17 protein-coding genes are annotated in these 16,552 nt (G+C 63.1%); 15 read left to right on the forward strand and 2 right to left on the reverse strand.

Annotated features, from left to right (window positions below; translation table 11 throughout):
• Window positions 1–57 precede the first annotated feature (57 nt).
• The 4 genes from purD to ptsP all read left to right on the forward strand — a co-directional run bounded on the left by purD (window position 58) and on the right by ptsP (window position 5,989).
• Entirely contained in the window at window positions 58–1,320 is a 1,263-nt protein-coding gene (purD, locus tag V3C85_RS03155; RefSeq protein ID WP_331793631.1) for a phosphoribosylamine--glycine ligase, read from the forward strand.
• 9 nt (window positions 1,321–1,329) lie between these two features.
• Window positions 1,330–2,223 carry a bestrophin family protein gene (locus V3C85_RS03160; protein ID WP_331793632.1) on the forward strand — a complete coding sequence of 298 codons (894 nt, stop codon included), beginning with the start codon at window positions 1,330–1,332 and terminating at the stop codon, window positions 2,221–2,223.
• 89 nt (window positions 2,224–2,312) lie between these two features.
• Complete coding sequence (locus V3C85_RS03165) at window positions 2,313–3,572, forward strand: aspartate kinase (RefSeq protein WP_331793633.1); 1,260 nt, start codon at window positions 2,313–2,315, stop codon at window positions 3,570–3,572.
• Between the two features lie 173 nt (window positions 3,573–3,745).
• On the forward strand, window positions 3,746–5,989 hold the full coding sequence (ptsP, locus tag V3C85_RS03170; RefSeq protein WP_331793634.1) for a phosphoenolpyruvate--protein phosphotransferase: 2,244 nt from the start codon (window positions 3,746–3,748) through the stop codon (window positions 5,987–5,989).
• Here the strand turns inward: ptsP and V3C85_RS03175 are convergent.
• Window positions 5,986–6,744 (reverse strand): EcsC family protein, encoded by a 759-nt coding sequence (locus V3C85_RS03175; RefSeq protein ID WP_331793635.1) that lies wholly within the window; start codon window positions 6,742–6,744, stop codon window positions 5,986–5,988. The genes ptsP and V3C85_RS03175 overlap by 4 nt on opposite strands.
• 38 nt (window positions 6,745–6,782) lie before the next feature.
• Window positions 6,783–7,268, reverse strand: a complete 486-nt coding sequence (locus V3C85_RS03180) for a GNAT family N-acetyltransferase (RefSeq protein ID WP_331793636.1) — start codon at window positions 7,266–7,268, stop codon at window positions 6,783–6,785.
• Between the two features lie 77 nt (window positions 7,269–7,345).
• Here V3C85_RS03180 and V3C85_RS03185 point away from each other — a divergent pair, with 77 nt between their 5' ends.
• From V3C85_RS03185 to V3C85_RS03235, 11 genes are all read left to right on the forward strand, one after another.
• Window positions 7,346–7,930, forward strand: coding sequence for a flavin reductase family protein (locus tag V3C85_RS03185; RefSeq protein ID WP_331793637.1), 585 nt, complete (start codon window positions 7,346–7,348; stop codon window positions 7,928–7,930).
• A 31-nt stretch (window positions 7,931–7,961) separates the two neighbouring features.
• Entirely contained in the window at window positions 7,962–8,831 is an 870-nt protein-coding gene (locus V3C85_RS03190; RefSeq protein WP_331793638.1) for an S-methyl-5'-thioadenosine phosphorylase, read from the forward strand.
• Window positions 8,832–9,016: 185 nt separating this feature from the next.
• The gene (locus V3C85_RS03195; RefSeq protein ID WP_331793639.1) at window positions 9,017–9,550 is read left to right on the forward strand and encodes an adenine phosphoribosyltransferase; all 534 of its coding nucleotides are present in this window, start codon (window positions 9,017–9,019) and stop codon (window positions 9,548–9,550) included.
• 241 nt (window positions 9,551–9,791) lie between these two features.
• On the forward strand, window positions 9,792–11,069 hold the full coding sequence (chrA, locus tag V3C85_RS03200) for a chromate efflux transporter (protein ID WP_331793640.1): 1,278 nt from the start codon (window positions 9,792–9,794) through the stop codon (window positions 11,067–11,069).
• A 90-nt stretch (window positions 11,070–11,159) separates the two neighbouring features.
• Window positions 11,160–11,636 (forward strand): SspB family protein, encoded by a 477-nt coding sequence (locus V3C85_RS03205; RefSeq protein ID WP_331793641.1) that lies wholly within the window; start codon window positions 11,160–11,162, stop codon window positions 11,634–11,636.
• Window positions 11,637–11,739: 103 nt separating this feature from the next.
• Window positions 11,740–13,134, forward strand: a complete 1,395-nt coding sequence (gene fumC, locus V3C85_RS03210) for a class II fumarate hydratase (RefSeq protein WP_331793642.1) — start codon at window positions 11,740–11,742, stop codon at window positions 13,132–13,134.
• A 5-nt stretch (window positions 13,135–13,139) separates the two neighbouring features.
• Entirely contained in the window at window positions 13,140–13,352 is a 213-nt protein-coding gene (locus tag V3C85_RS03215) for a DUF4169 family protein (RefSeq protein ID WP_331793643.1), read from the forward strand.
• 61 nt (window positions 13,353–13,413) lie between these two features.
• Window positions 13,414–13,644 carry an N-(5'-phosphoribosyl)anthranilate isomerase gene (locus V3C85_RS03220; RefSeq protein WP_331793644.1) on the forward strand — a complete coding sequence of 77 codons (231 nt, stop codon included), beginning with the start codon at window positions 13,414–13,416 and terminating at the stop codon, window positions 13,642–13,644.
• A gap of 91 nt (window positions 13,645–13,735) precedes the next feature.
• On the forward strand, window positions 13,736–13,954 hold the full coding sequence (locus tag V3C85_RS03225) for a ribbon-helix-helix domain-containing protein (protein WP_331793645.1): 219 nt from the start codon (window positions 13,736–13,738) through the stop codon (window positions 13,952–13,954).
• 90 nt (window positions 13,955–14,044) lie between these two features.
• Window positions 14,045–14,713, forward strand: coding sequence for a phosphoribosylformylglycinamidine synthase subunit PurQ (gene purQ / locus V3C85_RS03230; protein WP_331793646.1), 669 nt, complete (start codon window positions 14,045–14,047; stop codon window positions 14,711–14,713).
• Window positions 14,714–14,774: 61 nt separating this feature from the next.
• Complete coding sequence (locus V3C85_RS03235; protein WP_331793647.1) at window positions 14,775–16,547, forward strand: sensor histidine kinase; 1,773 nt, start codon at window positions 14,775–14,777, stop codon at window positions 16,545–16,547.
• The last annotated feature ends 5 nt before the right edge of the window (window positions 16,548–16,552 follow it).

Raw genomic sequence — 16,552 nt, forward strand, 5'->3', positions numbered from 1 at the left:
CCTCCTTGCGGGGCTGACCTTATGACGCGCAAGACACAAGGCCAAGGGGGCGCACCCATGAACATCCTGATCCTCGGCAGTGGCGGGCGCGAACATGCGTTGGCCTGGGCGGTAAAGCAGAATCCGAAATGTGACCGGCTGATCGTGGCACCGGGCAATGCCGGGATCGCGCAAGTGGCAGAACTGGCCGACATCGACGTGCTGGATGGCGCGGCGGTGGTGGAATTTTGCGGCGAAAACGCGATTGATTTCGTGATCGTCGGCCCCGAGGCCCCCTTGGCGGCCGGTGTGGCCGATGCCACCCGGGCCGCCGGGATCGTGACCTTTGGCCCCTCGGCTGCGGCGGCGCGGCTTGAGGCCTCCAAGGGGTTTACCAAGGAAATCTGCGATGCCTGCGGCGCACCAACAGCGGGCTATGCACGGTTTGACACGGCGACGGAAGCGCGGGCCTATGTGACGCGCATGGGCGCGCCGATCGTGATCAAGGCCGATGGTCTGGCGGCAGGCAAGGGCGTGATCATGGGCATGACCCTGGATCAGGCCCTTGATGGCATTGACGAAATCTTTGGCGGGGCCTTTGGGGCCGCGGGCGCCGAGGTGGTGATCGAAGAATTCATGGAAGGTGAAGAAGCCAGCTTTTTCATCCTGTCGGATGGCGAAAACGCCCTGCCCATCGGCACGGCGCAAGACCACAAGCGGGTGGGTGATGGCGATACCGGGCCCAATACCGGTGGCATGGGGGCCTATTCCCCCGCCCCGGTGCTGACCGAGGCCCTGCAACGGCAAGCGATGGAGCAGATCGTGCTGCCGACGATCCGCGAGATGGCAGCGCGGGGCACGCCCTATCAGGGGGTGCTGTATGCCGGGCTGATGATCAAGGACGGGCAGGCGCGTCTGGTGGAATACAACTGCCGCTTTGGCGACCCGGAATGCCAGGTTCTGATGATGCGGCTTGGCGCGCAGGCGCTGGATCTGATGCTGGCCTGTGCCGAAGGGCGGCTGGACCGCGCGCAGGTGAACTGGGCCGATGACCATGCGCTGACGGTGGTGATGGCGGCGAACGGCTATCCGGGCGATTATGCCAAGGGCAGTGTCATCAACGGGTTGGACGCCCTGCCCGAAAGCAGCACCCAGATGGTGTTTCATGCGGGCACCAAAGCGCGCGATGGGGCCATTACGGCCAATGGCGGGCGGGTGCTGAATGTGACTGCGCGCGGTGACACCTTGGCCGAGGCCCATGCCCGCGCCTATGCCATGGTTGATGCCATCGACTGGCCCGAAGGCTTTTGCCGCCGCGATATCGGCTGGCGCGCGCTATAGGGCCCTGCGATGATTGTGCGCGACAAACCGGGTGTCTTGCAGCTTTTGCTGGCGATGCGCGGGTCTGTCTTGCCGCATATCGCGGGCACGCTGATCTTTATCACGCTGTGGTCAGCGGTGCTGGTCTGGGTGGATCGCAACGTCCTGACCATGGCCCATCTGGGCACGGCGCCCTTTGCGCTGTTTGGGGTGGCGCTGTCGCTGTTTCTGGGTTTTCGCAACAACGCCGCCTATGACCGCTGGTGGGAGGCGCGCAAGCTGTGGGGCGGGTTGATTGCCGACACGCGCAGCCTTGCGCGCGAAGTGGCGCTGTTTTTGCCCGCATCAGAAAACGCCCCCCGCTTGCTGCGGTTGATGCGGGCCTTTTTGCACCTGCATCGCGCCCGGTTGCGCAAGCTGACCCAGGACAAGGCGGCGCTGGATTGGGCCGCCAAGGCGGGCCTGCCACCCGATGCGGGCCCCGACACCGCGCTGACCGAAATGACCGCGCTTTTGGCGCAGGACTATGCCGCCGGCCGGCTGGATGGCTTTGGCGCGCGCACGCTGTCGCAGCGGCTGTCGGGCATTGCCCTGGCGCAGGCAGGGTGTGAGCGTATTCAGGCCACCCCCCTGCCCTATGTCTATTCCCTGCTGGTGTTTCGCACTGCGTGGCTTTATTGCCTGCTGCTGCCCTTGGCGCTGCTGGATGCGACGGGGTGGTGGACGCCTGTCTTCACGCTGATCGTGGCCTATACGTTTTTCGGTCTGGGCGAGGTGACAGAAGAACTGGCGCATCCTTTTGCGATGACGGGCAATGGCCTGCCGCTGGATGCGATGTGCCGCATTGCCGAAATCAGTCTGGCCCCGCATCTGGGCGAGGTCGCGCCGCCGCCGCTGGCGCCTGTGGCGTTTCGTCTGGATTAAGGCCAGGCCCGCGCCGCGATAGCCCTTGCGCCGGGGGGCTGTGCCGCATAAAAAGCGCGCGCAATTTGCGTCCGGCGTGGGAGGATCTTATGCCGCTTCTGGTGATGAAATTCGGCGGAACCTCTGTCGCCAATCTTGAACGCATCGAGAATGCGGCCAAGAAGGTGCAGAAAGAGGTCGAGCGTGGCTATGACGTGATCGTCATCGTCTCGGCCATGTCGGGTGAGACAAACAAGCTGGTCGGCTATGTCGAGGGCACGTCAAAACTGTATGACGCCCGCGAATATGATGCCGTGGTGGCCAGCGGCGAAAACGTGACAGCCGGTCTGATGGCGCTGCGTTTGCAGGAAATGGGCGTTCCCGCCCGGTCTTGGCAGGGTTGGCAGGTGCCGATCAACACCACCTCGGCGCATGGCTCGGCCCGGTTCATGTCGATCCCGCGCGACAATCTGGATGCGAAATTCGCCGAAGGGTTCAAGGTGGCCGTGGTCGCCGGGTTCCAGGGCGTTTCGGCCGAAGGCCGGGTGACGACGCTGGGCCGGGGGGGGTCAGACACCACCGCTGTTGCCTTTGCCGCGGCCTTTGATGCGGAACGCTGCGACATCTATACCGATGTGGACGGCGTTTACACGACCGATCCGCGCGTATCGGACAAGGCGCGCAAGATGGACAAGATCGCCTTTGAAGAGATGCTGGAACTGGCATCCTTGGGCGCCAAGGTGTTGCAGACCCGTTCTGTGGAACTGGCCATGCGCTATAATGTGCGTCTGCGCGTGCTGTCGTCGTTCGAAGACACCGATGAACAATCAGGAACGCTCGTCTGTGGCGAGGAGGAAATCATGGAATCCAAAGTCGTCTCTGGCATCGCCTTTTCGCGCGAAGAGGCCAAGATCACCCTCTTCACCATCGAAGATCGCCCCGGCGTCGCCAGCGCCATCTTCGGCCCCTTGGCCGATGCGGGTGTGAATGTCGATATGATCGTGCAGAACATCAGCGAAAAGGACTATGACGAGGCCCATCCCGGCGCCGTCACCGATATGACCTTTTCCTGCCCGATCAATCAGGTCGAGCGCGCCAAGAAGGCGTTGGAAGATGCGCAGGCCGCTGGCAAGATCAAATATGACGATCTGATCATCGACACCGATGTGGCCAAGGTTTCGGTCGTTGGCATCGGCATGCGCAGCCATACCGGGGTGGCGGCCAAGATGTTTTCGTCGCTGTCGGCCGAAAACGTCAACATCAAGGTCATCTCGACCTCTGAAATCAAGATCTCGGTCCTGATCGACCGGAAATATATGGAACTGGCCGTGCAGGCGCTGCACGACTGTTTCGATCTGGATAAGGCCTGATTTTCGGGCAGTTGCCTTTGGTCGGCCCGTCGCAAGGCGGGCCGTTTGCATTTGAGACGCGATGACACAGCTTGCCGATCTGCCGCGCTTGACGTTTTGTTTTTGACACGGCTGTGATCTAAGGAAGAAAACGCCGCCCATTTGGCGGCCCAAAATCAAGTTCAGGAATTTCCATGCCGGAACGGACCGAAAGCGAAAGCCGGAAATTGCTGCGCCGTTTGCGCGATACCCTGGCCACCACAGGCGGGGGGCAGGACCGGCTTGACCGCATCACCCATCTGATCGCAGATTCCATGGGCACCGAAGTGTGCTCGATCTATCTGTTCCGCGACCCCGAGACGCTGGAGTTGTGTGCAACCGAGGGCCTGAAACCCGAAGCCGTGCACCAGACCCGCATGAAGTTGGGTGAGGGTCTGGTGGGCCGGGTGGCACGCACCAACAGCGCAGTGAACACCGCCAATGCGCCCGCCGAAAAGGGCTTTCGCTATATGCCCGAAACGGGCGAAGAGATTTATTCCAGCTTTCTGGGTGTGCCCATTCAGCGCGTTGGTGAAAAGCTGGGCGTTCTGGTCGTGCAATCCAAGACCGACCGCAGCTATTCCGACGATGAGGTGTATGCGCTGGAAGTCGTGGCCATGGTGCTGGCCGAGATGACGGAACTGGGGGCTTTCACCTCGGACGATGAGGGGATGCGCGCCCTGCACCGCCAGCCGGTGATGTTTCGCGGCAGCACCGGGCAAGAGGGCGCCGCCGAAGGTCATGTCTGGTTGCATGAACCCCGCGTCGTGGTCACCAACCCGGTGGCCGACGATCCGCTGACCGAAATTGACCGCATCCGCGAGGCCGTGGGGCAGTTGCGCGTCTCGATCGAGGATCTTCTGGCCGCCCAAAGCCTGGACAAGGATCAGGTTCAGGTGCTGGAGGCCTATCGCATGTTCGCCAATTCGCGCGGCTGGCTGCGGCGGATGGAAGAAGACATCATGCGCGGCCTGTCGGCCGAAGCGGCGGTGGAAAAAGAACAATCCGCCGCCCGCGCCCGGATGGAACAGGTTGAAGACGGCTATCTGCGCGAACGCCTGTCGGATCTGGATGATCTGTCAAACCGGCTGCTGCGGCAACTGACGGGCCAAGGGGCCGACACAGGTGCCGAAATGCCCAGCGACCCCGTGCTGGTGGCGCGCAACATCGGCCCCGCCGAACTGCTGGATTACGGCCGCAAGCTGAAAGGCGTGGTGCTGGAGGAAGGCAGCGTCGGCAGCCATGCCGCGGTGGTGGCACGGGCGCTTGCGATTCCGCTGATCATCAATGCCGGGCGCATCACGTCCGAGGCGCTGAACGGCGACCATATTCTGGTCGATGGCGATCAGGGCATTGCCCATTTGCGGCCCGAAGAAACCGTCGCCCGTGCCTTTCGCGACAAGATCGCCATGCAGGCCGAGGCGCAACAGCGCTATGCCAGCCTGCGCGAACTGCCTGCCCAGACAGCCTGTGGTCAGGTCATCGGCCTGCATATGAATGCGGGGCTGATGGCCGATCTGCCCAGCCTCGAAGGCTCGGGCGCCGAAGGCGTGGGGCTGTTCCGCACCGAATTGCAGTTTCTGGTGCGCAACAAGATGCCAAGGCGCGCTGAACTGGCCCAGCTTTACGCCCGCGTGATGGATGCCGCCCAAGGCCGTCGGGTGGCGTTTCGCACCTTGGATATCGGGTCAGACAAGGTGCTGCCCTATATGAAACCGCAAGACGAGCCGAACCCCGCCATGGGGTGGCGCGCCATTCGGGTGGGGCTGGATAAACCGGGCGTGTTGCGCATGCAGGTGCAGGCGTTGATCCGCGCCGCCAATGGCCGCCCGCTGACGGTGATGTTTCCCTTTATCACGGAATTTTCCGAATTTCAGCAGGCCCGCAGCCATGTGCTGCGCGAATTGCACCGCGAAAAATCACTGGGCCATATCACCCCCGAAACCATCGAAATCGGGGCCATGCTGGAAACCCCCAGCCTTGCCTTTGCCCCCCGCGCGTTTTTCGACCTTGTCGATTTCGTCTCGATTGGCGGCAATGATCTGAAGCAGTTCTTTTTTGCCGCCGACCGCGAGAATGAGCGGGTGCGACGGCGCTACGACATGCTGAATTTCACATTCCTCAGCTTTATCGAGCAGATCGTGCAGCGGTGCGCGGAAACAGGCACGCCGCTGTCTTATTGCGGCGAAGATGCCGGGCGGCCGATCGAGGCCCTGGCCCTGGCCGCCATGGGCCTGCGCAGCTTGTCGATGCGGCCTGCCTCGATCGGGCCGGTCAAGGCCCTGTTGCGGCGCGTCGATCTAACCCAAGCGCGAGAGGTGATGATGACGGCACAAGAGCGGGGCGAAGACAGCGCACGCGACGCCTTGATGGGCTGGTTGGCCGAACTGCCGGTCTAGGCACGTTTCAGGCGCGGCTGACCGGCGGCGGCCATGAATTCGGTCAGCACCCGGTCGGCCCCGTGGCTTTGCGCCAGACGCAGCAGGGCAAAGCGGATGCGCGCCATTTCGCGGTAGTAACTAAGGAAGGCCGCATTTAGCCCGGCCCCCGCCAGCGCCCCCAACACCGGCACGGCCTGGGCCGCCAGTTTCTGGCCCAGAACTGCCGCCAGTTTGGGCGCAACCGTGGCGATCACCTTTTGCACCGCAGGCCCGGTCAGGGTCAGACGCGCCGACAGAAAACTGGTGTTGATGCCATCATCGCTGGCCATCGGACTGCCCGCGCCAAATGTGCGGATACATTCTGCCCGGATTTCGGGGGCGTCGGGGTCAAAGCCGGCGGCCCGCGCCTCGGCCCGGATGGCGTTCAAAATCAAGGTGATGGTCAGCGGCAACTCGGCAAGCGCCGTGGCAATGCCGCCTGCCCCACCCGCAGCCCCCGTGGCCATGGCCGCCGCCATCCGGCCCCGCGGGCCCGCATCGGGCAAACGATCGGCCTGCCCGGCCACGCTATAGCTGGTGGACAGGGCCAGCGCGACCGTGCGTTCCATCTGGCTGCGATAGGCGGGGGGAATCATCGCCAACTGGGTTTCAAAACTGCCGCCCAGTTTGTTCACCAAGGTCATCACCGGGCCATTGGCACGCTTGAAAGCATCCGCCAGCCGAGCAATCTCGGCCTGCGGCAGGTCTTGGGGTAAGGCGGGCAGCGTTTCCATGCCCCAGATATGGGGGCAAATGGTGGCAGAACAATAGGTCAGGTGCCCTTGGTCACCTTGCCCGTCACCCCGGCCCAAGCCCCGGCCTTCAACTCCAGCCCCAGAACACGGTCGGGGTTGGTGGGCGGGGGCATTTCCACGCCCTCCAGCTTGCGAAAGCCAAAGCGGCGGTAATAGGGCGCGTCGCCCACCAGCAGCACCCTTTCCCAGCCCAGACGCTTGGCCTCGGCCAGACTCTCGTTGATCAACAGGCCGCCCAACCCCTCGCCCTGCCGGGTTGGGTGCACGGCCACGGGGCCCAAAAGCAGGATGTCATGGCCCTGCACCATGGCGGGCCAGAACCGGATGGCCGCCGCCAAAGTGCCGGAATCATCGCGTAAAATCAGACACAAAGGGGCCACGGTCGGCACACCTTCGCGCAACCGGTAAGACGACAGCGCCGTGCGACCGGGGGCAAAGCACAGGTCAAGCAGGGCCTCGACCTCCCACCAGTCGTCTTCGGTCTCTTCTTCAAGACGATACACGCGCGCAAGCCCTCGAATCCGCTGGAAACGCCCCGTAACATGCTATTGTTTCAGGGGCAAATCGTGAAAGGATGCGGATGTTCTATCGACCCCAAGACGGCCACGGCCTGCCGCATAATCCGTTTAACGCCATCGTCACGCCCCGGCCCATCGGGTGGATCTCGACCACCGGGTCGATGGGCGACAATCTGGCCCCCTATTCGTTCTTCAATGCCGTCGCCTATGTGCCGCCGCAGGTGATGTTTGCCTCGACCGGGGAAAAGGATTCGATCCGTAACATACGGGAAACAGGCGTTTTTGCGGTGAATATCGTGGCCGAAGACATGCTGCACCAGATGAGTGCAACCTCGGCCATGCTGCCGCGCGGGCAAGATGAATTTGCGGCTGTGGGGCTGGAAAAGGCGGCCTGTGACACGATTGCCTGCCCGCGGGTTGTGGGCAGCCCTGCCACGTTGGAATGCCGGGTGACGCAGTTGGTGCCGCTGCTGGGGCAGGACAATACGCTGGTTCTGGGCGAGGTGACGGGCGTGCATCTGCGCGATGATTGTCTGGTGGACGGGCGGTTTGACGTGACGCGGTTTCGCCCCGTGGGCCGGCTTGGCTATCGCGATTACAGCACGGTGGATAGGGTGTTTGAGCTGGCCCGCCCCGGAGAAGGATAGGCAAGCCGTTGATGAAGAAGGGTTTTCACAGATGCAAACGATGATTGGTGTGATCGGCGGATCGGGGCTTTACCAGATTGACGGGCTGGAAGGGGCCAGCTGGGTCAAGGTGAAAACGCCCTGGGGCAAGCCGTCGGATGAGGTGCTGGTGGGGCGGTTGAACGGGGTGGCGATGGCGTTTCTGCCGCGCCATGGGCGGGGGCATGTGCAGTCGCCCAGTTCGGTGAATTACCGCGCCAATATTGATGCGCTGAAACGGTTGGGATGCACCGATATTGTGGCCGTTTCGGCTGTGGGGTCGTTGCGTGAAGACTATGTTCCGGGCGATTTTGTCATTGTAGATCAATACATTGACCGCAGCTTTGCGCGTGAAAAATCGTTCTTTGGGGCGGGCTGTGTGGCGCATGTGGGATTTGCCCACCCCACCTGCCCGCGTCTGGGGGCGGCGGCGCTGCGGGCGGCACAGGATGTTGGGGTCAAGGTTCATAAAACCGCAACCTATATGGCGATGGAGGGGCCTCAATTCTCGACCCTGGCCGAAAGTCGGCTGTATCGGCTAAGGGGGGCCGATGTGATCGGGATGACCGGTATGCCCGAGGCCAAGCTCGCCCGCGAGGCTGAAATGTGCTATACCTGCGTGGCGATGGTCACCGATTTTGACTGTTGGCATCCCGGCCATGCGGCGGTGGATGTGGCGCAAGTGATTGCAACCATGGGAAAAAATTCGGGCCATGCGCGCGACCTGATCGCGCGGCTGCCGGGCCTGTTGGGGGCTGATCGTGCGCCCTGCCCGCATGGCTGTGACCGGGCGCTGGATCATGCGATCATGACGGCCCCCAGCCAGCGTGACCCAGAACTGCTGGCCAAGCTGGATGCCGTGGCGGGGCGCGTTCTGGGCTGAAAGGGCCGTGATTGTGGCGTGGTGCATCCGTGGTGCATCTGTGGTGCATCTGTGACCACAGCCGCATCACCACACGAGTGCTGGTCACAACCGCCTGATGCCGCGCCCTGCCGCTGCGTCGGCCCTTGCCTCGCCCCCCGGTTTCGGGCCAGTTTGGCCCCGCGCATTGCCAAGCCGAGGGGAATATGGCCAAGACCGTGAAGGACTATATCCGCACCATCGTGGACTTCCCGCATGAGGGCATTCTGTTTCGCGATGTGACCACGCTGTTTGCCGACCCGCGCGGGTTTCGCATGTGCATTGACCAGTTGCTGGCCCCCTATGCGGGGATGCGGATCGACAAGGTTGTGGGGCTGGAGGCGCGGGGACTCATCCTGGGCGGCGCGGTGGCGCATCAACTGAGCACCGGGTTCGTGCCGATCCGCAAAAAGGGCAAGCTGCCGGGGCAGACCATCGCCCAAGCCTATACGCTGGAATATGGCGAGGCGGTGGTCGAGGTGCATGACGATGCGATCCAGCCCTTTGACAAGGTGCTGCTGGTCGATGACCTGCTGGCCACCGGCGGCACGGCCGAGGCCGGGATCAGGCTGGTCGAGCGGTTGGGCGGGGAAATCGTCGGCTGCGCCTTTGTCGTGGATCTGCCCGATCTGGGCGGGCGCAAGCGGCTGGAGGCCATGGGCATGGAGGTGCATGCCCTGTGCGCCTTTGACGGGCTTTAACCCCCGAGTAACCCTGAGTCGCTAGACCAGAGTTACCCGAGAGAATCTTTGGGTCAGGGGGCCAAAATGGCCTTCGTTTGAATAGGCCCTGTGGAAATGGGGCGGCTTGGGCCCCGCAGGAAATGCGGGGCCTTTTTGCGCGCGGGGCGTTTGCGGCTGTCACCGGTCTGTCGGCCTGCTATGGTTTCGCCCATTCCGGCACGCCACCCGGATGCCCATAAGCGACCGGAGCCCGCCTGCCATGACAGACCAGACCGCCCCGCGGCCCGACCTTGCCAGCCTGACGCGGGTGTTTCTGCGCATCGGCTGTTTGTCGTTTGGTGGGCCTGCGGCGCAGATTGCCTTGATGCACCGCGAATTGGTGGAGGACCGGCCCTGGCTGAGCGAGAAGGATTATCTGTCGGCCCTGTCGTTTTGCATGTTGCTGCCCGGCCCCGAGGCGATGCAACTGGCCACCTGGGCCGGATGGCGGTTGCAGGGCACGCTGGGCGGGGTGATCGCGGGCTTGCTGTTCGTGCTGCCGGGGGCCGCAGTGGTGCTGGCCCTGTCGGCGGTTTATGCGGGCCTTGGCCATGTGCCGCTGATGGCGGCGCTGTTCACGGGGATTCAGGCGGCGGTGATCGCGGTGGTGATCGAGGCGCTGATCCGGGTGTCGAAAAAGGCGTTGCGGGGGCCGGGGGCGCGGGTGATTGCGGCGGCAAGTTTTCTGGCGCTGTTCGTGTTCAACCTGCCGTTTCCACTGATCATTCTGGTGGCCGGGCTGTGGGGGGCCTGGGCTGCGCGCGGGGCCGTTGGCACAGCCCCGGCCCCGGCGCCGATACGGGCGGGCAGTTTTGCCACGCTGGCGATCTGGGGGGCGGTGTGGCTGGTGCCGCTGGGGCTGTTGTGGGGTCAGGGCGGGCTGTTGTTCGACATCGGCTGGTTCTTTTCCAAGCTGGCGGTGGTGACTTTTGGCGGGGCCTATGCGGTGCTGGCCTGGATGACGCAAGAGGTGGTGGCCGTGCAGGGCTGGCTGACCACGGGGCAGATGATGGCCGGGCTGGGGCTGGCCGAGACGACGCCGGGGCCGCTGATTTTGGTGACGGAATTCGTGGGCTTTATGGCGGGTTTTGCAGCAGGCGGCTGGGGGCTGGCGGTGGCGGGCGCTGTGGTGGCGCTGTGGATGACCTTTGCGCCCTGCTTTTTATGGATCTTTCTGGGCGCCCCCTATGTGCAGCGGATCACAGCGGCGCCGCGTCTGGCCGGGGCGCTGGCGGCGATCATGGCGGCGGTCGTGGGGGTGATTGCCAATTTGTCGCTGTGGTTTGCGCTGCATTTTCTGTTTGGCGATCTGGCGCTGCTGCGGCTGGGGCCGGCGCATCTGTTGATTCCGGATCTGACCAGTCTGCGCTGGCCGGCCTTGGGATTGGCGCTGCTGGGCGCGGTGCTGCTGTTGCGGCTGCATCGGCCCCTGTGGCAGGTGCTGGTGGCGCTGGCGGCCCTGTCGGCGGGGGTGTCGGCGGGGCTGTCGCTGATCTGAGCGGGCCAGAAAGCGGGGTAGAAAGCTGGTTGTGCCCCTTCCCTTCGAGGGCAAATCCCCTATGCTGGCCGTATTGGATACGAGGTGAACATGGCGCGGTCGATTGATTACGGAAATCTGATGCATCGCGCGATGCGGGGGCTGATCCAGTCTGTGCTGGAGGATGTGGCGGCCAACGGGCTGCCCGGGGCGCATCATTTCTTTATCACCTTTGACACCACGGCCGAGGGTGTGGAAATGGCCGATTGGCTGCGCGCCCGCTATCCGACCGAGATGACGATCGTGATCCAGCATTGGTTCGACAATCTTGAAGTCACCGAAGACGGCTTTTCGATCACGCTGAATTTCGGCAACCAGCCCGAGCCGTTGATCATTCCCTTTGACGCCTTGCGCACCTTTGTTGACCCATCGGTGGAATTCGGCCTGCGCTTTGAAAGCCATGCCGAGGACGAGGAAGACGACGAGGACGAAGACCTGTCAGACGATGAGGGCGATGATGGCGACGACGAGCCGCCGCCCCAGCGCGCCGCCGATGTGGTCAGCCTGGACAAATTTCGCAAGCAATAGGCGGATGCGACAGCATGGTCGCGGTATGCAACTGTATGCCGATTGATTTCAGGCCCGATCCGCCTTAGGAACGGGCCGAGAAAAATCAGGAGGCTTGCACCCCATGTCCGCGACCCGCACCGAAACCGACAGCTTTGGCCCGCTTGACGTTCCTGCCGACAAGTATTGGGGCGCGCAGACCCAACGCTCGATCATCAACTTCCCCATCGGGTGGGAGCGTCAGCCAGTGCCGATCATCCGCGCGCTGGGGGTGATCAAGAAGGCGGCGGCCCTGGTGAACGAAGGCTTTGGCGATCTGGACCCGGCGCTGTCGAAGGCCATTCAGGCTGCCGCGCAAGAGGTGATCGACGGCAAGTTCGACGACAACTTTCCGCTGGTGGTCTGGCAGACCGGGTCGGGCACCCAGTCGAACATGAATGCCAATGAGGTGATTTCAAACCGCGCCATCGAGATGATGGGCGGGGTGATGGGCAGCAAGAAGCCGGTTCATCCGAATGACCATTGCAACATGGGCCAGTCGTCGAACGACACCTTCCCCACCGCGATGCATGTGGCGATCGGCATGTTGGCCCGCGATGTGCTGTTGCCGGGCCTGCGCAAGCTGCATGGTGCGCTGGCGGCCAAATCGGACGAGTTCAAGGATATCATCAAGATCGGCCGCACCCATACGCAGGATGCCACCCCCCTGACCCTGGGGCAGGAATTTGGCGGCTATGCGCATCAGGTGGCCCAAGGGATTCGCCGCGTCGAGATGTGCCTGCCCGATATCTATGAGCTGGCGCAGGGCGGCACGGCGGTGGGCACCGGGTTGAACACGCGGGTGGGCTTTGCCGAAAAGGTGGCGGCAGAGATCGCGGCGATCACCGGCCTGCCCTTTGTTACCGCGCCCAACAAGTTCGAGGCCCTTGCCGCGCATGATGCGATGGTGATGTTCTCGGGCGCGCTGAAAACCGTGGCCGGGTCTTTGTTCAAGATCGCCAATGACATGCGCCTGTTGGGGTCGGGTCCACGGTCGGGCCTTGGCGAATTGATCCTGCCGGAGAATGAGCCGGGATCGTCGATCATGCCGGGCAAGGTGAACCCGACCCAGGCCGAGGCGCTGACCATGGTTTGCGCCCATGTGATGGGCAATGACGCAGCCGTGGGCTTTGCCGGATCGCAGGGGCATTTCGAGCTGAACGTCTATAACCCGATGATGAGCTATAACGTGCTGCAAAGCATGCAGCTTTTGGGCGATGCGGCCAGTTCGTTCACTGACAACATGGTGGTCGGCACGCAGGCCAATGTGGCGCGGATCGACAAGCTGATGAAGGAATCGCTGATGCTGGTGACGGCACTGGCGCCGACCATCGGCTATGACAATGCCACCAAAGTTGCCAAGACGGCCCATAAGAACGGCACGACGCTGCGCGAAGAGGCGATTGCCTTGGGCTTTGTCGATGGCGAAACCTTTGACCGCGTGGTGCGGCCCGAAGACATGATCAGCCCGAAAGGCTGAGGCAGATGGCGGAGATCATCAATCTTCGCACCGTGAAAAAGCAGGCGGCCCGCGCGGCCGCCCGCAAGTCGGCCGATGCCAATGCCGCGAAATTCGGCCGCAGCCGCGCCGAACGCAGCCTGACCGAGGCCGAGGCCGAACAGGCCGCGCGCAAGCTGGACGGCCATCGGCGCGAGACGGGGGCTGCCGGGGCAGACGAGAGCGACAAGCCGGATTAACCCCGCGTTTACGCTGATCGGCCAGTCTGGCGCGATCAGGAGGTGCGCCAAGAGGTGCGCAATGTCAGACCTGCCGCGTGTGGTCACGCCCGACCGTTGGTTTGTGCAGATGTTTTCCGCCAGAAGCGTGGCCGAAGGCGGCATCATCCGCCGCAAGGTGGGCGATGTGGAACGGTTGATCGGCCGCGACCGGTTCTTGTATGAAGTGCGCCGCCGCGGCTTTCGCGCCATCGAGAATGCCGGACAATTCGTGATTTTCTGCAACCGCCAACCGGTGCATGTGCTGGACTGACACGGCCGGGACAGGCAAATCTTTTCGAAAAGATTTGCAAAATCCTGCGAAGGATTTTGCCAGCGCCCTGTTGCCCGGCTATGGTTGCGCGATGACCGCACGCCCCATCAAGCACTCGCTGACCCTGCACGGCCACCGCACCAGCGTTTCGCTGGAGACTGCCTTTTGGGAGGCGTTTTGCGAGATTGCCAAGGCGAAGAATGTGGCGGTGAATGCGCTGGCGGCCGAGATCGATGCGGCGCGGGCGGGGGATGAGGGTTTGGCCTCGGCCATTCGGGTGTTTGTCTTGCGCCATCATCAGGCGCGTTAGGGCGGCGCCGCTTTTTTGGCAACTGCAGGCTGGCGGCGGGGCGCGGTTTGCGCTATGCCGCCGCCATCGCTGCCAGCCGGAGTGCGCCCCATGAAAGCCGCCGTCATCACCTTCCCCGGGTCGAATTGCGACCGTGACCTTGCCGTCGCCTTTGAGGCCGCTGGTTTCAGCGTGACGCGGGTCTGGCACAAGGACAGTGCCCTGCCGCATGGCGTGGATGTGGTCGGGGTGCCGGGGGGCTTTAGCTTTGGCGACTATCTGCGCTGTGGTGCGATTGCCGCCCAGTCGCCGATTGGCGCAGCGGTCAAGGACCATGCGGCCAAGGGTGGCTATGTGATCGGCATTTGCAACGGGTTTCAGGTGCTGACCGAGATGGGCCTGCTGCCGGGTGCGCTGATGCGCAATGCCGGATTGAAATTTGCCTGCAAGCGTCAGGCCCTGCGGGTGGAAACCACGCAATGCGCCTTTACCAACCAATATGGCAAGGGCCAGGAAATTCTGGTGCCGATTGCGCATCATGACGGCAATTACACCATTGATGCCGAAGGTCTGGCCCGGTTGCAGGGCGAAGATCGGGTGGCCTTTACCTATCTTGGCAACCCGAACGGGTCGGTGGCGGATATTGCCGGGGTCTTGTCCGAGAACCGTCGGGTTCTGGGTATGATGCCGCATCCCGAGCGGGCGGCGGACCCTGTTCATGGTGGAACCGATGGCACGGTGCTGTTTGCCAGCCTGATGGGCGGGATGGCGCTTGCCTGAGCCGCATCGGCTTGAGGAGGGCCAGCCCCGCGCCTAGACTCGGGCCATCAGGATTGGGGCCATGAGCGACACGAACAGCGATCAGATCAGGGATGGTGTTTCTGCACAGGTGGTGTCCTGGCGGATCAAGGTCATTATCACCAGTCTGGTGGTGGTGGCGATTGCGGTGGTGTTGGTGACCAACCGCTGGCTGACCGAGCGTTTCACCGAGACGACGCGGAACCGCACCGAACTGCGTCTGGCCTTGTATTCAGGCAATATGATTTCGGAATTGCAGCGCACCTCGGTGGTGCCATTGCTGCTCTCGGGCGACCCGACCCTGAATGAAAGCCTGAAATCGGGCAATTTCAGCGCGACTTCGCAGCGTCTGATCAAGGTGCAATCGGAAATCGGTGTGGCCTCGATCATGCTGCTGGACCGCGAAGGCCGGGTGGTTGGGGCGACCAATCGCAACCAGTTGGGCATGAATTTCCGCACATCGGCGTTTTATGTCGATGCGCTGCGGGCCAAGGATACGGTGTTTTCGGCCGAGCGGCGTGAGTCGGGGGGATATGATTTCACCTATTCCCGGTCGATCCAGATTGATGGCAAGGCCGCCGGGATCATCGCGGTTTCGGTTGATCTGATGAAATATGAACGGGCCTGGGCCGCGTTTCAGGATGCGGTGCTGGTGACCGACAGCGAAGGCACGGTCATTCTGGCGACCACGCCGCAATGGCGCGGGGTGCCGGTGGCCGAAGCCCTGGCCGTGCGTGAGCCGCTGTCGCCGCTGGGCCGGGCCTTGCAGGCCACGGCCGATTGGGCGCAGCACCCGCCAGATGCCTATGTGCAGGGCCAGGCGGTGATGAAGACCGAGGCGCGGGTGCCGTTTCGCGGGTGGCGGATGATCACCTTTACCGCCTATGATTCGGTGCGCGAGCGGGTGAATGGCGTGCTGGCGCTGGAGATCATGGGCTTTGCCATTCTGCTGGCGCTGACCTTTTATGTGCTGTCGCGCCGGGCATGGTCACAATCCTTAAGCTTTCAGCGCGAATCTGCGGAACTGCGGCTGCTGAACGCACGTTTGCAGCGCGAGATTGCCGAGCGGGAAAAGGTGCAGAAGGATTTGGCGGTGGCGGAACTGACCCTGGCGCAATCGTCCAAGCTGGCGGCTTTGGGCGAGATGTCGGCTGCGGTCAGCCATGAGTTGAACCAGCCGCTGGCCGCGATGAAGACCTATCTGGCGGGCGCGCGGCTGCTGTTGCAGCGCCGCCGTCCTGAAGAGGCGCTGTCCTCGTTTCAGCGGATCGACGATCTGATCGAGCGGATGGGCGCGATCACGCGGCAGTTGAAATCCTATGCCCGCAAGGGCGGCGAGGCGTTTGAGCCGGTGGACATGAAGCAGGCGGTCAGCTCGGCCCTGTCGATGATGGAGCCGACGTTGAAAAGCCGGGTGATCAAGATCACCCGCACCCTGCCCCGCCAGCCGGTGTTGGTGATGGCCGACCGTATCCGGCTGGAACAGGTGATCATCAACCTGTTGCGCAATGCGGTGGATGCGACGAAAGACAAACCCAGCCCGCAGATCGACCTGTTGCTGTCGCAGGGCGAAACGGCGGTGCTGACGGTGCGGGACAATGGCACCGGCATCACCGATCTGGAGAATCTGTTCGAGCCTTTCTACACGACCAAGAAACCCGGCGAAGGGGTGGGGCTTGGCCTTGCCATCTCGTCCGGGATCGTGGGCGAGTTGGGGGGGCGGTTGACCGCGCGCAATGCCGAAGGCGGCGGCGCGGTGTTTGAGATGCAATTGCCCCTGATCGGGGCACCCCAGGAACAACAAGCAGCGGAATGAGGTGT

This window comes from Pseudotabrizicola sp. L79 (genome assembly GCF_036553525.1).
Classification (GTDB): Bacteria; Pseudomonadota; Alphaproteobacteria; order Rhodobacterales; family Rhodobacteraceae; genus Pseudotabrizicola.

What these genes read in the sequence shown, in the direction of transcription:
- purD (WP_331793631.1), top strand. Translation starts at nt 58, where the DNA reads ATGAACATCCTGATCCTCGGCAGTGGCGGGCGCGAACATGCGTTGGCC.
- V3C85_RS03235 (WP_331793647.1), top strand. Translation starts at nt 14,775, where the DNA reads ATGAGCGACACGAACAGCGATCAGATCAGGGATGGTGTTTCTGCACAG.
- V3C85_RS03220 (WP_331793644.1), top strand. Translation starts at nt 13,414, where the DNA reads ATGTCAGACCTGCCGCGTGTGGTCACGCCCGACCGTTGGTTTGTGCAG.
- V3C85_RS03195 (WP_331793639.1), top strand. Translation starts at nt 9,017, where the DNA reads ATGGCCAAGACCGTGAAGGACTATATCCGCACCATCGTGGACTTCCCG.
- V3C85_RS03160 (WP_331793632.1), top strand. Translation starts at nt 1,330, where the DNA reads ATGATTGTGCGCGACAAACCGGGTGTCTTGCAGCTTTTGCTGGCGATG.
- V3C85_RS03215 (WP_331793643.1), top strand. Translation starts at nt 13,140, where the DNA reads ATGGCGGAGATCATCAATCTTCGCACCGTGAAAAAGCAGGCGGCCCGC.
- purQ (WP_331793646.1), top strand. Translation starts at nt 14,045, where the DNA reads ATGAAAGCCGCCGTCATCACCTTCCCCGGGTCGAATTGCGACCGTGAC.
- V3C85_RS03190 (WP_331793638.1), top strand. Translation starts at nt 7,962, where the DNA reads ATGCAAACGATGATTGGTGTGATCGGCGGATCGGGGCTTTACCAGATT.
- V3C85_RS03165 (WP_331793633.1), top strand. Translation starts at nt 2,313, where the DNA reads ATGCCGCTTCTGGTGATGAAATTCGGCGGAACCTCTGTCGCCAATCTT.
- V3C85_RS03225 (WP_331793645.1), top strand. Translation starts at nt 13,736, where the DNA reads ATGACCGCACGCCCCATCAAGCACTCGCTGACCCTGCACGGCCACCGC.
- V3C85_RS03175 (WP_331793635.1), bottom strand. Translation starts at nt 6,744, where the DNA reads ATGGAAACGCTGCCCGCCTTACCCCAAGACCTGCCGCAGGCCGAGATT.
- V3C85_RS03185 (WP_331793637.1), top strand. Translation starts at nt 7,346, where the DNA reads ATGTTCTATCGACCCCAAGACGGCCACGGCCTGCCGCATAATCCGTTT.
- ptsP (WP_331793634.1), top strand. Translation starts at nt 3,746, where the DNA reads ATGCCGGAACGGACCGAAAGCGAAAGCCGGAAATTGCTGCGCCGTTTG.
- V3C85_RS03205 (WP_331793641.1), top strand. Translation starts at nt 11,160, where the DNA reads ATGGCGCGGTCGATTGATTACGGAAATCTGATGCATCGCGCGATGCGG.
- fumC (WP_331793642.1), top strand. Translation starts at nt 11,740, where the DNA reads ATGTCCGCGACCCGCACCGAAACCGACAGCTTTGGCCCGCTTGACGTT.
- chrA (WP_331793640.1), top strand. Translation starts at nt 9,792, where the DNA reads ATGACAGACCAGACCGCCCCGCGGCCCGACCTTGCCAGCCTGACGCGG.